The organism is Sphingobacterium sp. UME9, from assembly GCF_014170215.1.
Lineage (GTDB): Bacteria > Bacteroidota > Bacteroidia > Sphingobacteriales > Sphingobacteriaceae > Sphingobacterium > Sphingobacterium paramultivorum.
In genome coordinates this window covers 479,718-502,273 of sequence record NZ_LZZP01000003.1, presented here as the reverse complement: position 1 = coordinate 502,273, position 22,556 = coordinate 479,718, and the positions used below count along the sequence as shown (strand labels likewise).

General features: G+C 36.0%; 23 protein-coding genes. 8 read left to right on the top strand and 15 right to left on the bottom strand.

The genetic code is table 11. The annotated features are described in order from the left end of the window. Positions 1-141: 141 nt before the first annotated feature. From A9970_RS03560 to A9970_RS03540, 5 genes are all read right to left on the bottom strand, one after another. The gene (locus A9970_RS03560; protein ID WP_182981326.1) at positions 142-1,134 is read right to left on the bottom strand and encodes a hypothetical protein; all 993 of its coding nucleotides are present in this window, start codon (positions 1,132-1,134) and stop codon (positions 142-144) included. Next, on the bottom strand, positions 1,134-1,400 hold the full coding sequence (locus A9970_RS03555) for a hypothetical protein (protein ID WP_182981325.1): 267 nt from the start codon (positions 1,398-1,400) through the stop codon (positions 1,134-1,136). Before A9970_RS03555 ends, A9970_RS03560 begins: the two co-directional genes overlap by 1 nt. A gap of 132 nt (positions 1,401-1,532) precedes the next feature. Continuing rightward, a complete protein-coding gene (locus tag A9970_RS03550; protein ID WP_182981324.1) occupies positions 1,533-2,102 on the bottom strand; it encodes a hypothetical protein in 570 nt (189 codons plus the stop codon). Between the two features lie 170 nt (positions 2,103-2,272). Further along, entirely contained in the window at positions 2,273-3,271 is a 999-nt protein-coding gene (locus tag A9970_RS03545) for a hypothetical protein (protein WP_182981323.1), read from the bottom strand. Then, positions 3,271-3,537, bottom strand: coding sequence for a hypothetical protein (locus tag A9970_RS03540; protein ID WP_182981322.1), 267 nt, complete (start codon positions 3,535-3,537; stop codon positions 3,271-3,273). Before A9970_RS03540 ends, A9970_RS03545 begins: the two co-directional genes overlap by 1 nt. Positions 3,538-3,695: 158 nt before the next feature. Between A9970_RS03540 and A9970_RS03535 the strand changes: the two genes are divergently transcribed. Beyond that, complete coding sequence (locus tag A9970_RS03535; RefSeq protein ID WP_153845622.1) at positions 3,696-3,917, top strand: hypothetical protein; 222 nt, start codon at positions 3,696-3,698, stop codon at positions 3,915-3,917. Here A9970_RS03535 and A9970_RS03530 read toward each other — a convergent pair. After that, positions 3,914-4,087 carry a hypothetical protein gene (locus A9970_RS03530; RefSeq protein ID WP_153845621.1) on the bottom strand — a complete coding sequence of 58 codons (174 nt, stop codon included), beginning with the start codon at positions 4,085-4,087 and terminating at the stop codon, positions 3,914-3,916. The genes A9970_RS03535 and A9970_RS03530 overlap by 4 nt on opposite strands. A 132-nt stretch (positions 4,088-4,219) precedes the next feature. Here A9970_RS03530 and A9970_RS03525 point away from each other — a divergent pair, with 132 nt between their 5' ends. Then, positions 4,220-8,728, top strand: a complete 4,509-nt coding sequence (locus tag A9970_RS03525) for an ATP-binding protein (RefSeq protein ID WP_182981321.1) — start codon at positions 4,220-4,222, stop codon at positions 8,726-8,728. A 711-nt stretch (positions 8,729-9,439) separates the two neighbouring features. Here the strand turns inward: A9970_RS03525 and A9970_RS03520 are convergent. After that, positions 9,440-10,135 carry a hypothetical protein gene (locus tag A9970_RS03520; protein ID WP_182981320.1) on the bottom strand — a complete coding sequence of 232 codons (696 nt, stop codon included), beginning with the start codon at positions 10,133-10,135 and terminating at the stop codon, positions 9,440-9,442. Positions 10,136-10,693: 558 nt separating this feature from the next. Between A9970_RS03520 and A9970_RS03515 the strand changes: the two genes are divergently transcribed. The 5 genes from A9970_RS03515 (at position 10,694) to A9970_RS03495 (ending at position 13,808) form a co-directional block, all read left to right on the top strand. After that, positions 10,694-11,131 carry a RidA family protein gene (locus tag A9970_RS03515; protein ID WP_182981319.1) on the top strand — a complete coding sequence of 146 codons (438 nt, stop codon included), beginning with the start codon at positions 10,694-10,696 and terminating at the stop codon, positions 11,129-11,131. A 161-nt stretch (positions 11,132-11,292) separates the two neighbouring features. Beyond that, positions 11,293-12,222 (top strand): hypothetical protein, encoded by a 930-nt coding sequence (locus tag A9970_RS03510; RefSeq protein ID WP_182981318.1) that lies wholly within the window; start codon positions 11,293-11,295, stop codon positions 12,220-12,222. A gap of 270 nt (positions 12,223-12,492) precedes the next feature. Next, a complete protein-coding gene (locus tag A9970_RS03505; RefSeq protein WP_220801506.1) occupies positions 12,493-12,897 on the top strand; it encodes a hypothetical protein in 405 nt (134 codons plus the stop codon). Between the two features lie 2 nt (positions 12,898-12,899). Further along, complete coding sequence (locus A9970_RS03500) at positions 12,900-13,301, top strand: (deoxy)nucleoside triphosphate pyrophosphohydrolase (protein WP_182981316.1); 402 nt, start codon at positions 12,900-12,902, stop codon at positions 13,299-13,301. A 48-nt stretch (positions 13,302-13,349) separates the two neighbouring features. Then, a complete protein-coding gene (locus A9970_RS03495) occupies positions 13,350-13,808 on the top strand; it encodes a hypothetical protein (protein ID WP_182981315.1) in 459 nt (152 codons plus the stop codon). Between the two features lie 68 nt (positions 13,809-13,876). Here the strand turns inward: A9970_RS03495 and A9970_RS03490 are convergent, their stop codons facing one another. From A9970_RS03490 to A9970_RS28610, 6 genes are all read right to left on the bottom strand, one after another. Then, positions 13,877-14,725, bottom strand: a complete 849-nt coding sequence (locus tag A9970_RS03490; protein ID WP_182981314.1) for a DUF5694 domain-containing protein — start codon at positions 14,723-14,725, stop codon at positions 13,877-13,879. Between the two features lie 644 nt (positions 14,726-15,369). Further along, complete coding sequence (locus A9970_RS03485; RefSeq protein WP_182981313.1) at positions 15,370-16,011, bottom strand: nucleotidyl transferase AbiEii/AbiGii toxin family protein; 642 nt, start codon at positions 16,009-16,011, stop codon at positions 15,370-15,372. 11 nt (positions 16,012-16,022) lie between these two features. Next, positions 16,023-16,511 carry a DUF6922 domain-containing protein gene (locus A9970_RS03480; protein WP_182981312.1) on the bottom strand — a complete coding sequence of 163 codons (489 nt, stop codon included), beginning with the start codon at positions 16,509-16,511 and terminating at the stop codon, positions 16,023-16,025. Positions 16,512-16,798: 287 nt separating this feature from the next. Then, positions 16,799-17,272, bottom strand: coding sequence for a hypothetical protein (locus tag A9970_RS03475; RefSeq protein ID WP_182981311.1), 474 nt, complete (start codon positions 17,270-17,272; stop codon positions 16,799-16,801). 16 nt (positions 17,273-17,288) lie between these two features. After that, positions 17,289-17,891 (bottom strand): DUF4375 domain-containing protein, encoded by a 603-nt coding sequence (locus tag A9970_RS03470; protein ID WP_182981310.1) that lies wholly within the window; start codon positions 17,889-17,891, stop codon positions 17,289-17,291. Between the two features lie 113 nt (positions 17,892-18,004). Beyond that, the gene (locus A9970_RS28610; RefSeq protein WP_182981989.1) at positions 18,005-18,466 is read right to left on the bottom strand and encodes an AraC family transcriptional regulator; all 462 of its coding nucleotides are present in this window, start codon (positions 18,464-18,466) and stop codon (positions 18,005-18,007) included. A 173-nt stretch (positions 18,467-18,639) separates the two neighbouring features. Between A9970_RS28610 and A9970_RS03460 the strand changes: the two genes are divergently transcribed. Then, entirely contained in the window at positions 18,640-19,785 is a 1,146-nt protein-coding gene (locus A9970_RS03460) for an Atu1372/SO_1960 family protein (RefSeq protein ID WP_182981309.1), read from the top strand. A 407-nt stretch (positions 19,786-20,192) separates the two neighbouring features. Here the strand turns inward: A9970_RS03460 and A9970_RS03455 are convergent, their stop codons facing one another. Beyond that, complete coding sequence (locus tag A9970_RS03455; RefSeq protein WP_182981308.1) at positions 20,193-21,143, bottom strand: Rpn family recombination-promoting nuclease/putative transposase; 951 nt, start codon at positions 21,141-21,143, stop codon at positions 20,193-20,195. Positions 21,144-21,843: 700 nt separating this feature from the next. Then, on the bottom strand, positions 21,844-22,554 hold the full coding sequence (gene pgl / locus A9970_RS03450; RefSeq protein WP_182981307.1) for a 6-phosphogluconolactonase: 711 nt from the start codon (positions 22,552-22,554) through the stop codon (positions 21,844-21,846). Positions 22,555-22,556 lie beyond the last annotated feature (2 nt).

Sequence of the window (22,556 nt, the reverse complement as noted above, 5' to 3'; positions counted from 1 at the left end):
CTACCTGGGAGATGAATTCCTGAGAATGCGGAAAAATATTTCAAAGTCAGAGATCCTTTGGCATTAGACTATTTTCCCAAGCTGTTAGGGACAGGCAAATAATAGTAAAAGCCTAGATTCCGGTCTAGGCTTTTGTTCTTGTTATGGGTTTAATGTTAATGTTTTAGTCTTATATGTTACAGTTCCACATTCACTTGTGCATTTGGCAGTGATTGTAATTTTGATGTTTTTCTGATTTTGAAGTATTTCAGAAGTGTAGAATTCAAATTGGTTATATGAAAAACCTCCAGTAGGATTTATATATGGAGAGTTGAATTCCCATTCTATGGTGCCTCCGCCTTCTGTAAATGCTTCCAGCACATAAAGGTGTCCGCCATTAACATTATCAGGTCCTTGTATTCCAGTGACCATTCCTCCTCCTACATATACAGTTTTATCGAAAATCTTACCATTAGAAATAGATCTAATTTTTACTGTACCTGTAGCAGTTCCATTTCTTACTAATTTCCATTGGTTATTCCCTAAAGATGTCAAAGTTGCAATACCATTTGCATTTTGAAGTGAAATAGTGCCAGCTCTTTCGATTGTATATGTAGCCTCATTACATATTGCATCAGGGCCTATGAAGTTGGCAACGTCTATTACAGTGATATTCCTTGTAAAAATGGCTTGGAGTCGGTTTTGCCACCCCCTGTTTACTGCGTCATATTCTGACATGTAATAAGTTTTTAATTTTCCTGATTTTAGATATTCTTTATATAATGTAAGATCAACTTTTACATAAGGTGAATAAATACTGCCAATTGATGGAATCCATTCATTTCGACTAAGGTCAATACCGTTTGGCAAAGGATTAAAATCGAAGCCATTAGCATGCTCGTACAATATTGAGGCGTAACTTTTTTGAGGAACCATGCTAAAAATGCCACTTCCATAAGCTCCCTTTAATTTAAATCGCACAAAAACAGGTAATACAACATCAACACCTGTATTGTACACCGTATCCATAACATTTCCATTGTATGGTTTAATTTCAAAATCAGCAAAAAAATCAGCTACTTTTACAGGATTAGTTTGTGCAAAAGTCAGAAGGGTAATAAACAGATAAATTGCTGATAAAATTAATTTTCTCATTATTTCTTAAGGGTTAGGTAATCGGATGGTAACACTTTTAAATAATCCTTGTAAATGAAGACTTCCTCATCCTGAAGAAATTTAAGATCTTCTTTCCGTAAGCCTGAGTATTTGGCAAACACTGTAAAAGTTGAATCTTTAGGATAATCGTGGCCTGCAATTTTGATAGTTTCAACAGTTGGCTTTTCAGGCTCAGCAGCCTGCTCTTTCTTACACGCGCAAAAGCCTAGCCCTAGCAGCGCAATAAACATTAAATATCTTTTCACTTGGTAATATAATTAGCTGATAAGATAACTAAAATTAAAGGGGAGAATGTAGTTGATCGGGAAGTTCTACACAAAAGTGTATTGGGTTGATCCAATAGTAAAAGCCTAGATTGTTGGTCTAGGCTTTCTTTACTAGTTCAAAGAGTAACCTAACGATGCCCAAGATGCAGGTATCACAGAATTACCATAATTCACGTAATTATATAATACTTCTAATGCAATGCCTGGATAAAGTGTACCATGCACATTAGTGTAGAAAATATGTGTTAAGTTGTTATCAATTATATAACCAATATATTTTCCTAATGCATCATAAGGATTCATCCCAACAACATTAACAGTTCTGATTATAGTTAATGCAGTGCCATACATATTTTCAAAATCTGCTATTTGATCAGATGGAGAAGATATATAACTTATATTTGATTTTTCTAATATCTCAGCAAATGTATAGTGAGGGAATTCAAAATCTGGTTCCTCACCTGGACCTTCATCGTGGTCTAAATCTGGACCTGCCCCAGCTCCACCTCCGCCTGATCCTGGGACTTTCGAAATACAATTTCTGTAATCTCCTGATGCAGTTGTGGAAGAAGACTGTACATCATTAAAGAACGCTGTAATACATCCTTTGATTGATTGTGCTTTTGCACTGTTGGATTGCGCAAATAGGAATAGCGCAAACAAAATTAAAATTTTTCGCATAATTTGTTATTAGGTAATATATATTTAACTGAATATATAAAAAATTTTTCATTTTATTGTTTAATGTTAAAAAGTAATTCATTTCTCATCCGCGATAAGTGCAGCACCCCGAGTACTTAAAATGAAAAAAGCCTAGATTTTTGATCTAGGCTTTTAAAACTTAGAAATATTTACATATTCCCATTTAGAGTAATGTTTTTAATAGTATAGCTAGAAGTGCCACAAGAATTGGTTTCCCTAGCTCTAATCTTAACAATCATATTTGAACCTGATGTGTTTGGATTAATTACTTTAATTTTGAACTCAGCATCAGATACCGGAATTAATTCGACATCCCCGCCAAGCATGAGGTTATATTCAATCGTTGATCCAGGTGCGTTTCTAGAAACAATATAGTTGTACTCTCCGACAGTATTTATTTGGGAGGTGCCTGATATTGTTGGTGTTGGACTTCCAATTACAATATCTTTTTCAAAAGTCTTACCAGAAGAAGTCGATCTTAATTTAACTGGACCATTTGCAGTACCGATTCTAGTTACCTTCCACTGATTATTTCCTAGTGATGTTAATGTTGCAATTCCAGCCGCGTTTTCTAATGTTACTACATCAGGTCTTTCAATTGTATATGTGGCTTCATCACAAATTTGATTCGGTCCGATAAAGTTAGGAACTTGTATTACTGTGATATTCCTTGTAGAACTGGCTTGTAGTCGGTTTTGCCACCCCCTGTTTACTGCGTCATATTCTGACATGTAATAAGTTTTTAATTTTCCTGATTTTAGATATTCTTTATATAATGTAAGATCAACTTTTACATAAGGTGAATAAATACTGCCAATTGATGGAATCCATTCATTTCGACTAAGGTCAATACCGTTTGGCAAAGGATTAAAATCGAAGCCATTAGCATGCTCGTACAATATTGAGGCGTAACTTTTTTGAGGAACCATGCTAAAAATGCCACTTCCATAAGCTCCCTTTAATTTAAATCGCACAAAAACAGGTAATACAACATCAACACCTGTATTGTACACCGTATCCATAACATTTCCATTGTATGGTTTAATTTCAAAATCAGCAAAAAAATCAGCTACTTTTACAGGATTAGTTTGTGCAAAAGTCAGAAGGGTAATAAACAGATAAATTGCTGATAAAATTAATTTTCTCATTATTTCTTAAGGGTTAGGTAATCGGATGGTAACACTTTTAAATAATCCTTGTAAATGAAGACTTCCTCATCCTGAAGAAATTTAAGATCTTCTTTTGGTAAGCCTGAGTATTTGGCAAACACTGTAAAAGTTGAATCTTTAGGATAATCGTGGCCTGCAATTTTAATAGTCTCAACAGTTGGCTTTTCAGGATCAGAAACCTGCTCTTTCTTGCACGCGCCAAAGCCTAGCCCTAGCAGCGCAATAAATACTAAATATCTTTTCACTTGGCAATATAATTAGCTGATAAGATAACTAAAATTAAAGGTGAGAATGAAGTTGATGGGGAAGTTCTACACAAAAGTGTATTGGGTTGATATGGTGGTGAAGTATTAGGATTGTACCATACAATAAATAGTCATAACTAAGTAGTTATATTTGTAAAATGAAAAAAATAAATAAAGAGCAACTTGAAGTCGCTTGCCAAAACACAACGGATCATTTTAAAGACTTCTTTAAAAATTTAAATGATCTACCGTTTTCGAGAATGGATAAATATGTATCGTCATTAAATGGGTATTTTAATGAAGCTCCAAAGTTCAAAAAACTTCCACAAGAGGTTAGGGATTTTTTTTATGACGAATGCGATAAGTTAGGCTCAAACTAACCAATCTCCTCAAAGTAAAACCTAACAACCACCTCCTTTCCCTGGAGTAATCCATAACGCTTTGCAGACTTGTATTGTGTGCTGTCTCTATCCAGTGAACGGATAAAGCCCCCAATTACCTTTCGGAAACTCTCCTGACTCAATGAGCCTTTTATGGTATTACAGGACATGCATGCTGATGGTTATTTAAATTTAGGAAAGGTGTCTAATTAGAATGCTCACCGGCTTTGGTTAGGTAATTTGATTCCATTGCTGATTACACCGAATATTTGTATCTTAGGTTAAATACAAATACTACAATTATGTCATCGAAGATTTTCCTGCAATCTTTACAAAGTAAATTAAAAGGCGGCAACGCCCGTTCTATTCATTTAAATGCATTGCCAGGAAGGTTGGCCACACGGTTAGACCTGAAGCAGCTCGACCTCATTGAGGATGGTCTCGCCAAATCATTTTTGGATACTTTGTTGACCAAAGCGAACTTCGAATTTAAGATTTCATTTGATAATATAGACCTCAATGAAAAAGATGCGGAAACTCAAAAGAAACTGACCGTAATTTCTAAACGACTGAACTCCATCATCATTGAAAATGAAGATTATTTTAAAGAACATGGGATGAAGACCCTCGGATTCGGCTATCCTATACTTATAAAAAGATCTTCAAAAGACCCTTCGAAAATCATAAAAGCTCCATTATTTATTTGGCAACTAGAGGCCGTTAAATCTAAAAACAAAGTCAATGAATGGTCGTTTTTGCGAAATAAAGTGGTTCAAGCGAATGGAAAAATAGCGGATTCGGATATTCACCCGATTAGTATCAATGAGGTCCTCCTTTCTTTTATCAAAAGTGAAGATGACATCACACTCCCCAGTCTGACCAATGAGGCCTTAGAAGATGCGCTGATTGACAGCAATGAACTAGTGAACGCCTGTGCTGAAGCACTGGAAGCGCTCAATTCGAATAGTAAAGAGCAGATACTCGAAGTGCTAAGCAAAAACTTTGAAACAGCTATAAATGTATTACCCGAAGCATCCCAGATAGATGCTATCGCCAATAATAAAGCTTACATTCATTTTGGCGGTGTTTTTGGTTTATTCAGAGCGCAAAAAGAAAGTATTATCACCGACATATCCCGTTTATTGGATCGCTTCGATGCCTTTGAATTTGATGAGCTTAAAGTGGAAAGCTTATCGACAACACCTTTCAGTGCCGTAGATACAGACCCCAGCCAACAGGCAATAATAAGTGCTCTTGGAAATGAACCGAATCAAATAATACAAGGCCCCCCAGGTACGGGAAAAAGTCAATCATTAACTGCACTGATAACAAATGCACTTGCCAATGGGCTGAAATGTCTTGTCGTTTGCGAAAAGAAAACAGCTCTTGATGTTATTAAAGCAAATATCGAACGTACGAATCCTCAGATCGGCGCTTTAGTAGGTGTAATTGATGATGTAAACGATGCGCGTGAAGCGATCGTAGATTCTGTCAGAGATCGTCAGATCGGAGTTCCTTTTTACATCTCAGTAAGGCAAGCTCAAAACCAATATGATACGATAAAATCAAAACTCAAGGAATCAGCTGAACTTATCAACACACAGCATGCTGCCTTAGCTCAATCGGTCTACGGCGATAAGAGTTGGTCGCAGATCGTAGGACGGTATTTGGCTTTATTAAAAAACTTTAATCAAGTACCGCTCAAGAATATTATACCGAAACAAGATTTTAATTTTGCTCAGGATCACACAGAACTAGAAAGGACACTTGCTGTTTTAAAACATAGCCATAATTTATTTAAGCAATCGCATCAGGTCCATCCCATATTTAAACCATTGATAGACGATCTATTTTTAGATCAACAGGTTGGGCCATCACGTGTAAGAATTGAAGATTTTATTGCTTACGCTCATAAACAGCTACCAACAATTGAACAGCTTATTTCTGAACTTCAAGCAAGTGGAAAGCAATGGGCTGATGATTTTTTGAGTGGCATCCCCGCAATAATGCAGCAGGATTTTAAGCCCTATTTAGCTTTTTGTATTGGAGATTCAGTTAAAGAAGAGGTATTACCATCCACTTTTCCTCAGGAACAGCGAATCAACGAAATTGTCTTAGCATTACAAACAGTTCGGATTAAAGCGCAACAATTTTTCAAGCAATATGAAGATGCTTTGCAACAACATTATAGCAGCTATCATACATCGCTAAGCAATGCAATAATAACTTATCTTGCCTACGCTGAATCAAGCATTGCTCAATATGGCAATAACTTATTAAATAACAGTAGTGGTGCAAAATTTAAAACAAGTTTATTAAGTATATTCTCGGGAAAGCATAAACAGATAAAACAAACGAGAATTGAACTAAAGAATCGCATCGCGCAGGTAAGAGTAGCCCATGTTCAGAAAAATTATATTGACCATCAATATAACGATCATTTGGAAACGACTGATTTATCTATTTATCTAAATAATATCGAGGAACTCAGACAAAAGACAGCCGCTTGGAAAGAGCAATACCCGCATACGATAAGTAGCTATTTGTCTAATATTAATGATCATCATTTTCATGCTGAACTGAGTGAACTAAAAGGGCAAATAGCTCCCCTACTTCAAAAACTGGATAGTATTGAGCAAATGCTAATCGCTGATTACAATATCGTTCCAACGACTCCTGTTACTGATATCAACAGCTTGATTGAAGCAGTACCCTATCTAACTGAAAGAGTAACTTTTCAATTAAGGTATTACAATAATTTTCGTGACTATTACGCGGCACGCTCTGATGCCTATCGAAGTCTACAAAACTCGTTTGACGATATTGAAAGTAACCAATTAACAGGAAATATTACGGATGGTGTATTTTTACCCTATATAAATCTTCAAACCGCACAGGAACAATGTGATAAGATTAAGCATACCATCACAACGTTCAATGAACATATGAGTGATTTCCGTATCTATCATGAGTGGAAATCATTTTTCCTTTCAGTGGACAAAGCGCAACAAAAGCTTATTACCACAATCAGTCTACACCTTAAAGATCATTGGGCTGATGCATTCGAATGCTGGTATTTGTATTGGATACTCACGACAAATGAGCCACAAGAACTGCCAAAAAGCGATTACCAACTACAACAATATCAACAGCAAAAACAAGAGTTTAACCATGCGCAGCTGAATAGCATTATTGCCTTATGGACAGAAAAACAGGCTGATGCTGTAGGAAAGTTCAAAGCCAGAGGACAAAATATAAATAGTCTCTTTAATAAGAAAGGAGCTAAGGGAATGCGTCGCAATTCACTCCGCACCATTGTAAACAGAGAATTTGAACTATTTACAGATTTTTTTCCAGTATTATTGGTCAATCCTTCGGTCTGCAGTTCTATCTTGCCGCTACAGGAAGGAATTTTTGATGTGGTTATATTCGATGAGGCCAGTCAGCTGCGTCTCGAAGATACTTACGCGGCCCTGATCCGGGGAAAAGCTAAAATTGTTTCCGGTGATAAGCACCAGATGGCCCCCTCTTCTTACTTCGAGGGAAGTGGAGCGCTACTTGATCCGATTGATGATGAGATAGAAGATTCCGAAGATGAATTTTCAGATCGGACTGCGCTGCAAGCTGCTCAGCTTAATCTTGCGGATAGCGAATCGTTACTAGCTTATGCTGTAGACAAAGGGTTCGTCGAATCTTATTTAAAAGTCCATTACCGCTCGAAACACCCTTATCTTATCGACTTCTCCAATCATGCGTTTTACGGAAATAGGTTAATGCCTGTTCCGGCGAAGGAGCACTACACTCCTATCGAATACGTACAGATTGACGGATTGTATGAAGGACAAGTAAATAAGCAAGAGGCATTGAAAGTGGTCGAATTGTTACAACAGATCATGAAGGATGCTAAAGATAGTATTCCAAGCGTGGGTGTTGCTACTTTCAATATTTATCAACGCAACTTGATCCTTGAGGAACTGAGTGCAGTTCGCCAGAACGATTCTGTATTTGACAGCTTAATGGCGCAGGCGGGAGATTCATTCTTTGTTAAAAATCTCGAAAACATTCAGGGCGACGAACGGGATATTATCATTCTCTCAACGACATTTGGGCGAAAAGCCGACGGTTCGTTTAGTCAAAACTTTGGTCCGATTATACAGGGTAAAGGACATCGTATGTTGAATGTAATCATCACTCGAGCACGGTCAAAAGTATATGTTTGTACTTCTTTCCCGCAGGAGTATGTTGGTCAGTACCCAAATCTTATCCAACAGAAGGGCAATAAAGGCCGTGGTATTATGTACGCTTACTTTACCTATGCGAAAGCGGTAAGTGAGGGTAATGACGAATTGCGAAAGGGCATTTTACAGTTGTTGAGTCAGTATTGTACAGACAAACTGTATGAACCCGCGGAATTTAGCTTAGGGTCTGAGTCTCCATTTGAAGATGAAGTATTTGAACAACTTGCACAGCATATCGGTGCAGATCGCTTAGAACAGCAGCATTCCGTAGGCGGTTTCCGAATTGATATCGTTGTAAAATCAAAAATAAACCACAAACCACTAATCGCAATAGAGTGTGATGGCGCGAAATATCATAACAGTCCTGAAGCTTACGCCTGGGACAGCTTCCGCCAGGAGCAACTTGAAAGATATGGATTTATATTCCATAGGATATGGTCAATTAAATGGTGGGATGATGCCAATGGAGAATTGAGGCGACTACTTGATTTTATCCGTCAACAGGATGAGGAAGAGACAAATTTAGGGAACCATGTACATGTGGCAACGAGAATCAATATAAATGATAATTAGCAATGAATGGATGATCTAACTATACAAAAAAACAACGCATATTTGTGGACTCAGAATTTCAGCACATCATAAATGTAGTATAGTTACAGAAAACAATAGCTGATTTAATTAACAAGCTATTAAAAAAGCCTCCCTTATTTAACATTTAAGGGAGGCTTTTTAGCTACACGTCCGCTTGAGCCAAATGTTAGCCCGCTTTGGGCTTCGATCTAAATCAAAGGTCTTAAGATAAATTGGAATAACTTTGTTCATTTGTTCAAAAATGTTGTTCAAAAATTGACGGCTATCCATAATTTTCATTTTGGATCAGCGTTCGTCGCATTCGATTCAATGACAGTTGTAAATAATTTAGGAGAATAAATTCAAGAAAATTTTTAGATTTGGTTTCATCCTTGTTTTCAAACAAGTCAGGATATAACTAATTTAAATAGAGATAAGAAAGGAAAACTTTTATTTTCGTCAAAACCAGGCTAATTGTAAGATTAGCCTGATTCGCTAAAATTATAAGTGTTTATTTTTACTTACTCTAATTTTAAAATCATTATTTAGGGTGAGCAGATAGATGATACACCCGAAAAATGGAAGGAAAACGACTAAAAGCAATTTCCAGCTTTCCAGTTTTCGCTTTGAGGTTGCAATTCTATATATGGTCAGCAAATAGACGAATAGAATAAATACAAGTGAAGCAATTATTAGTATTTTCATATATTTTTAATTTAAAGCGCAAGCTGCTGCAGCGGCTACCGCCATACAGGCATGGCAACCAGGTGTAAAGTCGCACATCATATCACATGTCGGGTCAGCTTCACAAGCTGCTTTTGCAGCACCATACACTCGGACTACACATTCTTCATATGTCTCTTTAAGTAGCTTTGGAGCTGGGTTATTATAAATAAGTGCTGATGATTGAGGTTTATACAACTCATCGTTTGTGCTAAGGAAAAATTTGTTTTCATCATTCCATAGTGAAAACCCAATTACTTTACCCAATTTATCAAATTTAAACTCCTGAAAAATAGACCGTTTTGTTGACCCATAGAAATTCCAGAGGTAGCCTATAATTTTGTTATCAACTGTCACGGGGTAGGTCGCATATCCCACGCTGGTAACTTTTGTAGCGGTCATAACAGGTTCACTTTCGCATGACGCCTCAAGTAATGCCACAACGGAATTGTCGGGATCTGCAAAATGAAGAACATTATTTATATCCCTGATTCTCTCAATACTGTAATTCGCTCTATCTTCTATGATTTTTGAGGACAACGTATTGTGCAAACCAATTCTTTCAGTGTTAACACTAAGTTTGTTCTGTTGAAGAATATCCTTATGGGACTCGTTATGTGTTTCACATCCAGAAAAGATAATCAGGCATGAGACGAAAAAGGTAATAACTCGTGATGTTTTCATTTAATTTATTTTAGTGAATGATAAATATGGATACAATTATTTAATACGTTAACTAATTAAACAAAGGTTATTAAAATTAACATTATATGCTATTTGTCTGTCTGATCAAATCTAGACAAATAAAATATTTAAACTATGAATTACGTAGTTTTTATTCCTTTTTTATTTTTACTATAATCAAAAAATTAAAAAAAACTTTTTATTAACTCTAAGCATCAAACATCACGACAATCGGCAGAATGATAATACTGGAATGATATGGCTTAAAATATTGGAATATGTACTAAATTCTGCTTATGTTTAGAATATACACCATTAAAAAAAATGGGAATATTTCCAAAAGTAGCGTTTCCTTCGATCTGAGGAAAACAATGAGTATGTAAACCGTACGCGGGAGATACCGAGCATAAAAATCGAACATTTTAAAGGAGGAGCTATTATTCTCTATTTTGAAATAAAGAGAGAAGTTTAGAAAAAGATGTAACCAATTCCTAAATTTCTTAATTTAGGAAAATAATTAAACAATGAAGATCTCCATTTAAATAAATACCAAAAACGATGAAATACCTTATTTTACTTCCATTTCTATTAATTTTTAGCAATACTTTTTCACAGGAAAAAAATATCAAAAAAGAAAAGTGGCATTGGAATAACAACAAAATGAAACAGGATACAACAGCGGGATATTGTCAAGTTTTAAAAGTTGATAACATTCTTTATATATCGGGCGCGGTAACTACGGATCTTTCCCCTAAAGGAATTCAAGCTGTTTACAATGATTTAAAAGCATCTTTGGCCAGTTTTGGAGCAACATTTCAACATGTGGTAAAAGAGAATTTGTACACGACAGACATTGAAGCAATGAAGAAATATAATGATGTAAGGAAACAGTTTTACAATAATGACTTTCCTGCCGCTACCTGGATACAAGTACAAAGGTTATATATGTCAGACGCTAAATTAGAAGTTGAATTAATTGCACACTTACCTAACTGAATGTAACTCCCTTTCTGATAGTTTTGGACTTTTAAATAGTAAATAATCTCAATGCAGTTGAGTCAAGTGTTAATTCGACTCATAGAGATGGCAAAGCAGGTACTAAATGCAAATAATTTTTAATTGAAAGAAACTAATTAACAAACGAAATGAACATTGCTATGCTTAAAACTAAGTGCCTTATAATTTGGTTGATCCTTATCTCCCTATTGTCCTTCAATAAAGGATTTAGTCAGACCAAATATTTCCTTTTTGACGAAGATAGCAAAGAGTTTACAGCCTCATCCTTTAGGTTAAACACATATCCGCTATATAAGATTAAGCGTGAAGTACATCTTTTTAATGTAACGAGTAAGGTACAGACATTTATCGGTAATAAGGGTATATATAATGGACAACATGATTATAATATCATGCTATTTTCCATTCTACCTGATTTAGATGGTTCAGAAGATTGGTATGAAATCAACTCTGATACTGTACGTTCTTCGATGATTAACCTTAACGATCTGGAAGAGCTTCATAAAAAAAATACGTTATCGTACTTCAACACCACTGTAAAGCAAACAACAAAGTATTTCAATGATTATAAGCTAATTATAAAAAAAGGAGATACTTATTATGCACCAAAATACTGTTTGTTACAGTTTTATGCAGTCCGCAATCGTCCGCAAGCTTTTACGAATGTCTTAGGGACTATCAATACACAAGATTCGACCTATAGTGTACTTCAATTCGAAAAAATATTTAAAGGCGCTTATCCTAGTTTACAATTCCCTTTATATCGGATAGGTGAAGACCCGCTCTCCTTTTTAGATTGGTCCCGGGACAGAAGAGAATACCTATCCAAAAAAATCACCTTAGCACAGCATGGAACGGGATATCAGTTTTGGACCTATGTCGATTGGACACAACATGAGTATAATTATGATTTTGAGCGAGGAATTGATCGATTTGTATATGCTCCGGATAAGGGAATCATCGGGGGCTCATTTGACTTCTATTTTTATTACCACAGAAAAAAGCTACCCATAAAATACACGGATTTTCTAAATAATATCAAGGAGGAACAGGTGATGATCGCTGAATAATCTTAGGCCTAAAATAGTTCTTAAACTTGATCAACACTTAGTGAATAAGATCAGTATTATCAACGCCTGTAATAGCGCCGAAATATTTCACATCATAGGATAGTTCCTGACATGGCTTCCTTTTCATGATAAGCCAATAATTGAACATCGGCAGATTCCACTTTGCAATTCAATGAGATAAAATCACTCGAACATCTTTTCACCTTGAAAATAAAACCAAAATAGATACCTATTAATTATTACTTTTGACGACATTACTCCTACTGCACCATGATGAGCTATCTGCAAAAAGTTAAACCGGTCGATCAAAGATTCCACGAATGGGTGGATAACATCAACAAAACTGAAAGGATTGATAAATTTATAATTGCGTTCAATTTCGGGCTTTTCGAATCAGAAGAAGGTTTCACCATGTATCTCACTGGCTCCAAAGTTTTCGATAAAGATGATGACGATTGGGCTACCAATAGGAACTTTGAACCTAAACAGAAATATTTTTCATTCGGTAATGAGTTTTTAAAAGGTAAAGACTGGCAGGATATTTTAAAATATGCTGAATGTATAGTTCAAGCATATGTAAAATCCGAAGATTTCAAAACTTCAATTTTTGCCCAAACGATAGCAATAACGGTGGGATTTGATGATGGCGAGTTAACGATAATAAAATCTCAATAACTATGGATCTTATCAAAGTTGTTTGCGGGATTATATTCAAAGATGATCTTGTTCTGATTTGTCGACGGAAACCTGAAAAGTCTTTAGGTGGCTATTGGGAGTTCCCTGGCGGTAAGGTTGAGGATGGTGAATCTAATGAAGAATCGCTGCTTCGAGAATTGATCGAAGAGCTCAACTTGAAAGTCAAAATCAAACAGCACTTTTTCGATACGGTACATCAGTACGATAATGGCGCTATAGAATTGATCTCGTTCATTTGTGAGACCGAGAATATAGCTTCAGAATCTACCGATCATGATCAACTCGAGTGGGTAAAGGTTAGTGATCTATTAGACTGGAAACTCGCTCCGGCTGATATTCCTATTGCAGAAGAATTGATTGAAGAATTAAAGGCTAGAGATTGAAAAGGATGTTAGAAATAATCCAAGACACTAAATATAAAAACGCCCAAAATGATATTTAAAGATTTTTCAGAAAATGAGCTCTACTTGTTCATGAATGGCAAACTTATCTACAAAAGATGGTTTGATACGGGCGTATCAAAAGTGTTCGACGTAATGGCATATGACAAATACACACTCGCCAGCATAAAAGAGCTTACCAACGAATATGGATTATTGATAGTCAAGGCAAGAGTAAAGCTAATACCTACTGAAGATGGTGGCCGAAAAACAGGTATTATCTCAGGTTATCGACCCAATCACGTGTTTGAATATACGTCAGAAGGTAAACTACAGCGGACTTATATAGGTGATATAAATTTTGAGGGCGAGGATCTAATGCCTGGAGAAGAAAGAATTGCGACTATTCGTTTTCTCCTTGTAAAAGAGCTGGAGCAATATTTGACAAAAGGTCGTAAATGGTGGCTACATGAAGGACCTAAACTTATTGGTGAAGCAGAGATTTTATAGGAGAATTTTTGATTTTGGTTTTACCCCTGTTTTCAAATAAATTAGGGGTATAACCAACCTCTATATTTTTAAAGAATATCCTTCAATTCGACTAAATTAAAATTCGGATCATTCTTAAAAAATTCTCTGAACATGGCAGCATGACCTACACCCACCAAGATCACTGCTGTTTTAGTAGATTTTTTCAGTTGGCTTTGAATGTTTGCGAACATCAATAAATTACGTTTATACCAGTCTGAAACCAATATACTTCCGAAATAACCATTTGATACACCTACTTTATTTGCTAAAGAGATATAAAAACTTTTATTTTGAAAGTAAATATCCTCTTCATTGAGCCTTAAAAGTACATCGCGCATACTTTCTTTACCGATCCCTTCATTAAATCCCTTACTCAGTTCCCCTAACTTATTATCATACGCTGCTTTGAGCACTGGATTGGCATTTAGTTCTTTGCTCAAAAGATCGAATCTCATTTGTATCATCGTGTCTATGGGGAATACTTCCTTATTATTGGATTTTTTGCCAAGACGAAAGGCTAGTTGAAAAGTTTCGCCTTCAATATAAAGTTTTTGAAGTCTCTTATTTCCGATTGTATCTGTAAACTTATTAAAATCATTTGATAAGTATAGCTGGTAGATCTCATTTAACTTTTTTGCCTCTGCATGTGGACTTTCCACAAAAATTTGATCGGGTCTGCTCTTCTTGTTAATCGCATTGGTTAACTCCTCCAGCCCCATCTGATCTTTTTCACTTAGGATATTTCTAGCGGTAGTTTTTGCAGCGTCATTGCCCGGATTGTTAAAATGATAAGTACCAATCAGTATTATATCAACCTTGTCCTGGGAATACGAAAAAGAGATACTTGAAAGTATTATTAACAAAACAGCAGGTAACCTTTTTAAAATATTTATCATTGAAATACTCCTATTTAAATCCATTTAATAATCCGGCGAATATAGCTAAAAATGGATTTATCCAAAAATAAATTATATTGACTTTTTTCTTAAATTTATGCCATTAGTTGGCCTTTGCTTAACCTGTCACTAAATTGAAACTTTTCGCTTCAATTTCCGCCAATGACGCCAAGCCCCGTAACTTAAGCCATAGCTACGCGGACAGCTTTAAAAGCAATATTAAACGGACACTCTTCAGTAGATAAACAAAATAAATGAGAAAAACGCTTTTTATCCTTTTTGCAGGTTTGACAATTCAAGCAAACGCACAAAACTTATTCCCTGTAAAACTCGAAAATTGACCATTATGGTTTTTGCGGTCTTTGGTTACAGGAATATAACTGGCAAAATGAGCGAACAGTTTCGGAATAATTCAATCTGTGAAAATAGTCGATCTGTAATGGAAGGTAAAGATCGTCCCGAGTACACAGCCCAAGCATTGGCTGAAATAATTCCGTTCTTAAAAAAAATTTAACAAAGTAACTTTCTGAACCACGCTAAAGATTATCCTTCCGACATTTTTATTTGAGATCTTGAACGGAAATTTAAATTAAAGACTTCACTTACAATTAAAGAAAGTGAAACGATGTATCTGAATCCCACAACTAAATCTTACCTATTACTTCCTCAAAATCAGCTTTTATAAATTCCCAATATTTACCTTTTAAACACACAGGATCGAAGTCATTATCAGCGTTTTCAAAATTGATTAAGTTAATCAAGATCGTTTTCTCATCGTGAGAAAAAGGATATCGCTCTTCATGTAATGCAACCATTTGTGAAATCGAATACTTATCTAATAACTCGTGTAAATCCCAAAAATCTTTTTTACGTCCTCCTCGCTGAATCACATCGATCTTCATGGCAATAATTTCTTCGATTGAGGCTAAACGAATATTATCTTCTTCGATAAGTTCTTGAATGAACGGGTCTGCATAGAAAACGTCCAATTTAACGCTGTTGTTTTTATCATTTCCAATCGTATAAGACTTTCCCATAGCGGGAGCAATATTGGACAAGTGATCGACGTACGAAAAAGTATCTTTCAAGTAATTGTCAATTGACGCAAAGTCTAAACTACCATATGGAACATCCGAGAAAAGATCAATATCGACAGATTCTCTATGGCCTAAATGCAAGCTTAAAGCAGTTCCCCCAACCAATCGAAAAGTTGAAAAAACATCCGCTTTCATTAGGGTTAATAGTGTATCTCTTAATAGGTCATTAACAGTATTATAATATAGCATAATTATTTGCACTAATGTTTATGCAACAACATTGGAGCTGTTGTTGGTTCCGATAAAGCCTGCTGAACTTGCTCCTTGCCATAAAACCTTAGTATTTCATTTTTCTCTTCTTGATTTCCCCTTTCGAAAATACGATGAATTACGGCTTTAGCTTGTTTTCCCCAATCTATTTTATTGACATCAGTGTCCCAAAAAAGAACTTTTCGCAAAGTAGTCAAATCTGGTTTGTTTATATTTCCAATGTTTGTTTTAGCATTTTTTATCTCATAAAAAGTTTGTAACAACGCAAAAGTCCCTTCTTCAAATCCTAGTGCCTGGTCAACTTTCAATGATAAAGGTACTGGAATGCCGCGTTGACCTTTTATGATTGCATTGAATATTTGTCTTTGTGTATCTATAGAGCGGGCAAATGGACTTGGCTTAATCGCACGCCTCTTAAGCTCTCTTTCTAAGATAAGCCCTGGATGAATTCCTTTAAAACGTTCCATACTTTTTTCCATAACACAAATGTAATCAAAATTGATTACATACTTACAGCTACACATAAAAATTCTTTAATGATATGACTCAGAAGTTCATTTGTATATTAAGAAAAGTCCTGTTAAATCCATTGACGAAGTAATTAAAGTGATTGAAATGCTATATCTTTAAATACCCACATTAACTTTTGCGAGCTTAGCTATAGATCTAAAAGAAAACATTGGGACAACATATACGCAATTTGTGTTGTAAACAAGGATTACCCTAAGATAATAAAATCGTGCTTTGCAGTACGGAAAGGAGCTTATTACCGAAGGATCTCAATGGCAAATACTTTCTTTTTGGTCTGCCCATCGGTAATGGTAGCCACTACCCGACCATATTCTAGGGAGAATAAAATATCAATGGGGTTTTTGCGCTGAAACCTGGTTTTGGTACGCAGGTAATTGACAATATTTTTCTCGTAGAGCTTAAGCATACGCTTGTCCCAGTTCTCCTCCTTGATACGATTGAGAAAAATACGATAGCCTGATCCTGTTTCCAACAAGCTTTCGATCTTATCGGCATCCTGCGGCAACTGCAAGGCTCTTCCCTCCTTTGCCCCCAGTTGATGGGCATGCTGATCGACGGCTTCTTTATCATCATAAGGTGTGAGCAGAAAGCCTGTCTTTTCCTTAACATCGGGCCACTTAAAGCGCTGCAGCACAAAGTCGGCATAGCCCGACTCGAGGAGCTCGCGAAACGAACTTTTGGTGACTTGTTCAAAGGGATTGTACAGCATAGGACTAAGATAGGAGTTAATCCGTAAACTCTTTCTTGTTCTTTCGGATGTAGTCAACCTGAATTTTTTGCAAGTTTTCAACGTCATTAAGTTTGTAAAACTCCTCGTCAAACTTGTTTAACGGATTGTTCTCATAAGATTTACTAAAACCTTCTACCGTACCATCCTGATCTTCGGTTATTTTCGATTTCTCCTTTTCAAATGTGCTGTTTGCTCGCTCGGTCAGATCTGCAAATTTAGTAGCGCCAACTAATTTCAACGCTTCTGGCAGCGCAGCAGCAAATTGACCGCTTGAATTAAAATAAAACTGGTTATAACCACCATTATTTACTTCTGCTTCTAATCGGCTGATCATATAAATTGCTTGTCTAGATTTGTTCCAAGACAAGACGATTTCATATTCTTTATCATATGCCGCCGATAACTTACGAAAGAGATTATCATAGACGACTTCCAATAACATGTCATCCGAAGTCGTATCAATAATTTGCTCGGTTAATGGAGTCTGAATTGATGGCTTATTATTATTTTGCTTCGTACGTTCAGAACAGCCAAACAAATTTAAAATCATTATTATAATTCCAATGGTAATAATCGGTGTTCGCATTGATTTTATCATCTTTAAATCTTTTTATTACTCAAATATATACATTGATTTGCCATACTTTTGTGTTTTATGTATCTCGTCAAAGTATGGCTGCTACTGAGGCTATCTGAGACAAAGATTAATCATCACCGACCCATTAAGACTCCTTTCTTTGCCACATTAGGTGCGCTCTTCATAATAGATTGATAAGAAGATGTAAATGCAGATAAACTCTTATACCCGACCAGATAGGCTACTTCGGAAAGTGTATATTTTTTCTGATCGATCAACTCAATACTTTTTAAAATTCTTATAAGCTGATGATATTTTTGAACTGTGATACCTGTCTCCGATTTAAATATACGTTGAAGTGTCCTGGCCGACATAGCAACTTTATTTGCTAATAACTCGATATCTATACCGTATTTAAAATTACAATTAATCTCCTCACATATTGGGATCAATTTTTCATTGGATGAAATAGGTATTTGAAGATTCGTGTTTTCAGAACAAAAATTTGGCAAACTGTTTAATATGGCCTGCAAAAAATGGTATTGCTCTATATTATCTTGAAGATTTTTACTCCACTTGGCAGCATACAAAAGCATTTCCTTCAATACCACGGGTGCCGCAAAAACACGTACTGATTTAAAAAATTCGAATTCCCCATTCTACTTTCCGTCAGGCCACACTTGATGTTGTCGCTTTGCATATACTTATTGGCATATTCCATAAAAAAACAATAGATAATTTTGTATGCTCATTTAAAATTACAGTAAATATGAATAGAATATTTCTTGCATTCACATTTTTGTTAATACTTGTATTAACGGACAGATCTTTGGCAATGCAAAAACAAGCAAACATCCTTATACTAATTCATTCAGATGAAGGTGGTACCTACGAAATTGCAAAAGAGGTTGCGAAAGGAATTGAAAACAATGGTAACACAAAAGCAATTATCAAAAGAGTCAAATTTATTGATAATCCAAAACTCAACCATATCCCGGTCGCAAACGTTTCGGAACTTTCGTCATATGATGGAATTGCATTTGGTTCTCCTGTATATTTTGGGAACATAAGTACGGCAATGAGTGAGTTTTTTGCTCAGACAACAACACTATGGTCCAAGCATGAATTAGAAGGGATGCCAGCCATGGTCTTTATGTCTGCAGGAAGTGGTGCAGGACGAGAGTTAGCTATGCAATCCTTTATGAATATGCTTGCGGTCCATGGAATGGTCCTGGTTCCAAATGGTATAAGGGGAAATGAAAAGCTTGACAAAAGTATTCCGCAAGGTAATACTGTTCTGGGTACGACGAGCCTTGCTTCATTAAAAAATGTAGCTCGTCCTTCGGATGGCGAGCGACTCTTAGCTTCCGAACAAGGAAAATATTTTAGCAAAGTAGCCATTGCTTTGAAAGGTACATTTGGAAAAAAATCTGTCAAGACTCCTGAAGTGGCGACAAAGGACATTAACCAGATTTTAAAAGAAAAACATATAACTTTACCCAAAGTACCGGCTCCTGCTGGAAATTACCTGCCTTACGTAAGAAGCGGCAACCTGGTTTTTATTAATCAATATGCATTAAAAGACGGGAAATTGATTAATCCTGGAAAAATTGGCGTAGAAGTGACAGAGGAACAGGTAAAGGAAGCAACAAGAATAACAATGCTCAATATAATAGCGGTATTGAGTGACGCAGTAGATGGTGATTTAAATAAAGTCAAAAAATGCGTGCAATTAGTGGGAATTTTCAATGCCTCAGAACAGTTTTCAGACCACGCAAAGTTAATGAATGCAGCTTCTGATTTAACAGTTGAAATATTTGGAGATCAGGGAAAACATGCAAGAGCCACACTTGGAGCGTCATCTATTCCTGGAAATTCTTCTGTAGAAATACAAGCAATATTTGAAATAGAATAAACATTAGGAATCCAATTAAAACAACTAAGTCTGCGCTGTATCACTCCCCAATCGTGACAATCCGTCCCGGTCAAATTGCTCGTAACGATGCTTTCCATTGGGGCCGGAATGGCAGACGAACTCAGAAGGCCTATAAAAATAAAAAAAACCTTGAGGAGGGGGATCTCAAGGTTTTTTACTACCTGTTATTAACTAATTTATGAAAGTATAGGTATAACAATGGTTGATTTGCTTTCGTTTGATCTTTTATAAAAAGGTTGAATTCGTATTCCCTGCCTTACAATTATTTTATTTAAATGAGAGCTTATTCAAAATGGTATCGTCTAAGACCAGCTTAACCTATAAAAAAGGAAAAGGCCACTTAGACAGTATCCAAGTGGCCTTAAAATCTTATATTGTAATCTGTTTTATTTTCGTTTAGCCTTCTCTGCCTCGATCTGCTTTACAAACTCTACAGTGACGTCCGCTAATTCGGCTATCTCCGATATCGAAAATTTATTCGAAGACAAAAGATTTTTTATTACTTCCGCCTTTCCTTCGGCTTTTCCGATAACTTCTCCCTCTGCTTTTCCCTCTGCTTTTCCCTCAGCCATTGCTTTTTCGCGCGCTCGTTTCAATTGCTCCTCCTGACTACTTCGGATACTCTCGGCATCCCATTTATTCCTTAAACTTACGTTGTACATCTCTCGTTCCTCCGGTTTTAGTTTGCTATACTCTGCTAACTGAAATAACTTCTCAAAAATAGGCTTACGCAAATAAGTGGAAAGTCCATTTAGCGAAGACATATTTTTGAGTACATAAAGCCAACGATCTAAATCATTAACTAACTCTGCCTCAGCTTTAACAAAGTTAACCAATTCCACATATATAAAGCCTAGATCGTCATAAAATATTTTACCATGATCTCGATAACATAAACAAATATCGTGCAGAAAATACTGCTCATCCCCCGCCTCAGGCATTGCAAATCCATCCATCAGTACAATGATATAAACTTCACTAATTGCATAATTCCAAGCCCTTCGGTTGCCTTTGGGTGCCTGATCCGCTATCAATTTACTGCTGTAATAAAGCATGCGCTTTTTCAAATTATCCTGCGCCGTGCGCTGCACTTCAATAATAAAACGTTCGCCATTGTCTGCCGTGCAGGTCAGATCAAAAATAACGGTACCGATATCCTCTGTATCCCCAACATGCTCATTTTTGTTATAATACAGGTCGGCAATAATCTTGCGGCCTCTAAACAGTTCGTTTAAGAAAGCGATCAGAAGATCTTTATTGGTATCTGATCCGAAAACTTTTTTAAATCCATAATCTGTTGTAATATCGATATATTTCGATTGTTTCAACTCACTCATAATACATTGTTTTTAAATTGGTTAACAATACAAATATAAGTAAATAAACATTTCAATACTAATATTTTTAGCATTAAAATATTAGTATGTATATGAATTAAAACAACTTCCCCAATGAAGATCATTTCCGTCCTACTCACTCCTCGGATCCGGTTTTAGCGGCATCTTGGCACAGCGGATCACCTCAATGGAAGGGCAACCTTATTCCAGGATAACTTTGCCTTCAACCAAATAGACTCCTGCCCCACGGAGTGGATATTTGACTAGGCTCTGGGGGAAATGGACGTGAAAAAATTTTATTTCAAAGGTAACGGTAATCCCAAAAGGGAGAAAAGCCATCAATTCGTAAACGCGTACTTTAATGGGCTGATCAAATCCATTCTTGAAAAATCCGCCAATATTGATAATTGGTAGATGAATTTACCAAAATAAGTTGTTCGTATATACGCTTATCCTGGTATTTTTGCTTAACTGTTATTTTCAAATCGAATAGACCAATTAACTATATTTAAGTTTCCCTACTCATTCCTTGGGTACCACATTAAAGGTGTCTTGGCACGACGGATCACCCGAGACATAGGATAAAAAAGATCTAATATTTCCCTAAGAAGCTATAACGTTATTGACAAGAGTACTTAAGCACCCTTGTCAATCGTTAAGGGAGCCTTTTTGGTTAGACGTCCCCTCTAGTTAAATCACATTAAATTCCAGCTTCTTTATCGGTAAAAATCTGGGCTCCTGCTTTCTTTTCAATTAACTGTAGTGGATATAGTTCAGGATTATATACACCATTAAGAACTTCATTCAAAGCGTTTCTTTTGGATTTACCAAAGGTAACAATCAGAATATTTTCAGCTTTATTGATAATAGGTTCAGTCAAAGTAATTCTGAACATTGCCTGTGGCTTTAAATAGTAGGCATCAACCCATTTTTCTTTTTCTTGTAAGATCTTTTCTCCTGGAAATAGAGAAGCTGTGTGGCCATCATCACCCATTCCTAAAAGGATGAAATCAAAAATACCGTCAGCTCCCAAAACATTTCTGATTTGGGCTTCGTATTCTTTAGCATAATTTTCAGGCTCAATTCCCTCTTTATACATGGGGAAAATCTGATTTTTATTGACCGGAACCTTATTCAAAAGTACTTCCAAAGTCATCTTAAAATTACTTTTCTCATCTTCAAGAGAAACCCATCTTTCATCTACCCAAAAAAAATGGATTTTCTCCCAAATTATTTTATCTGCATATTCGGGAGTAGCTAATAAACTAAAAATAGCTTTCGGTGAAGAGCCACCACTCAACGCGACCACAAATTTATCATGCTTCTGGATCGCTTTTTTCGAAAGCTCAACAAATGTATCTGCCGCTTCTTTATATAAAGCATCCAGATTGTTAAATATCGTAATATTCATTC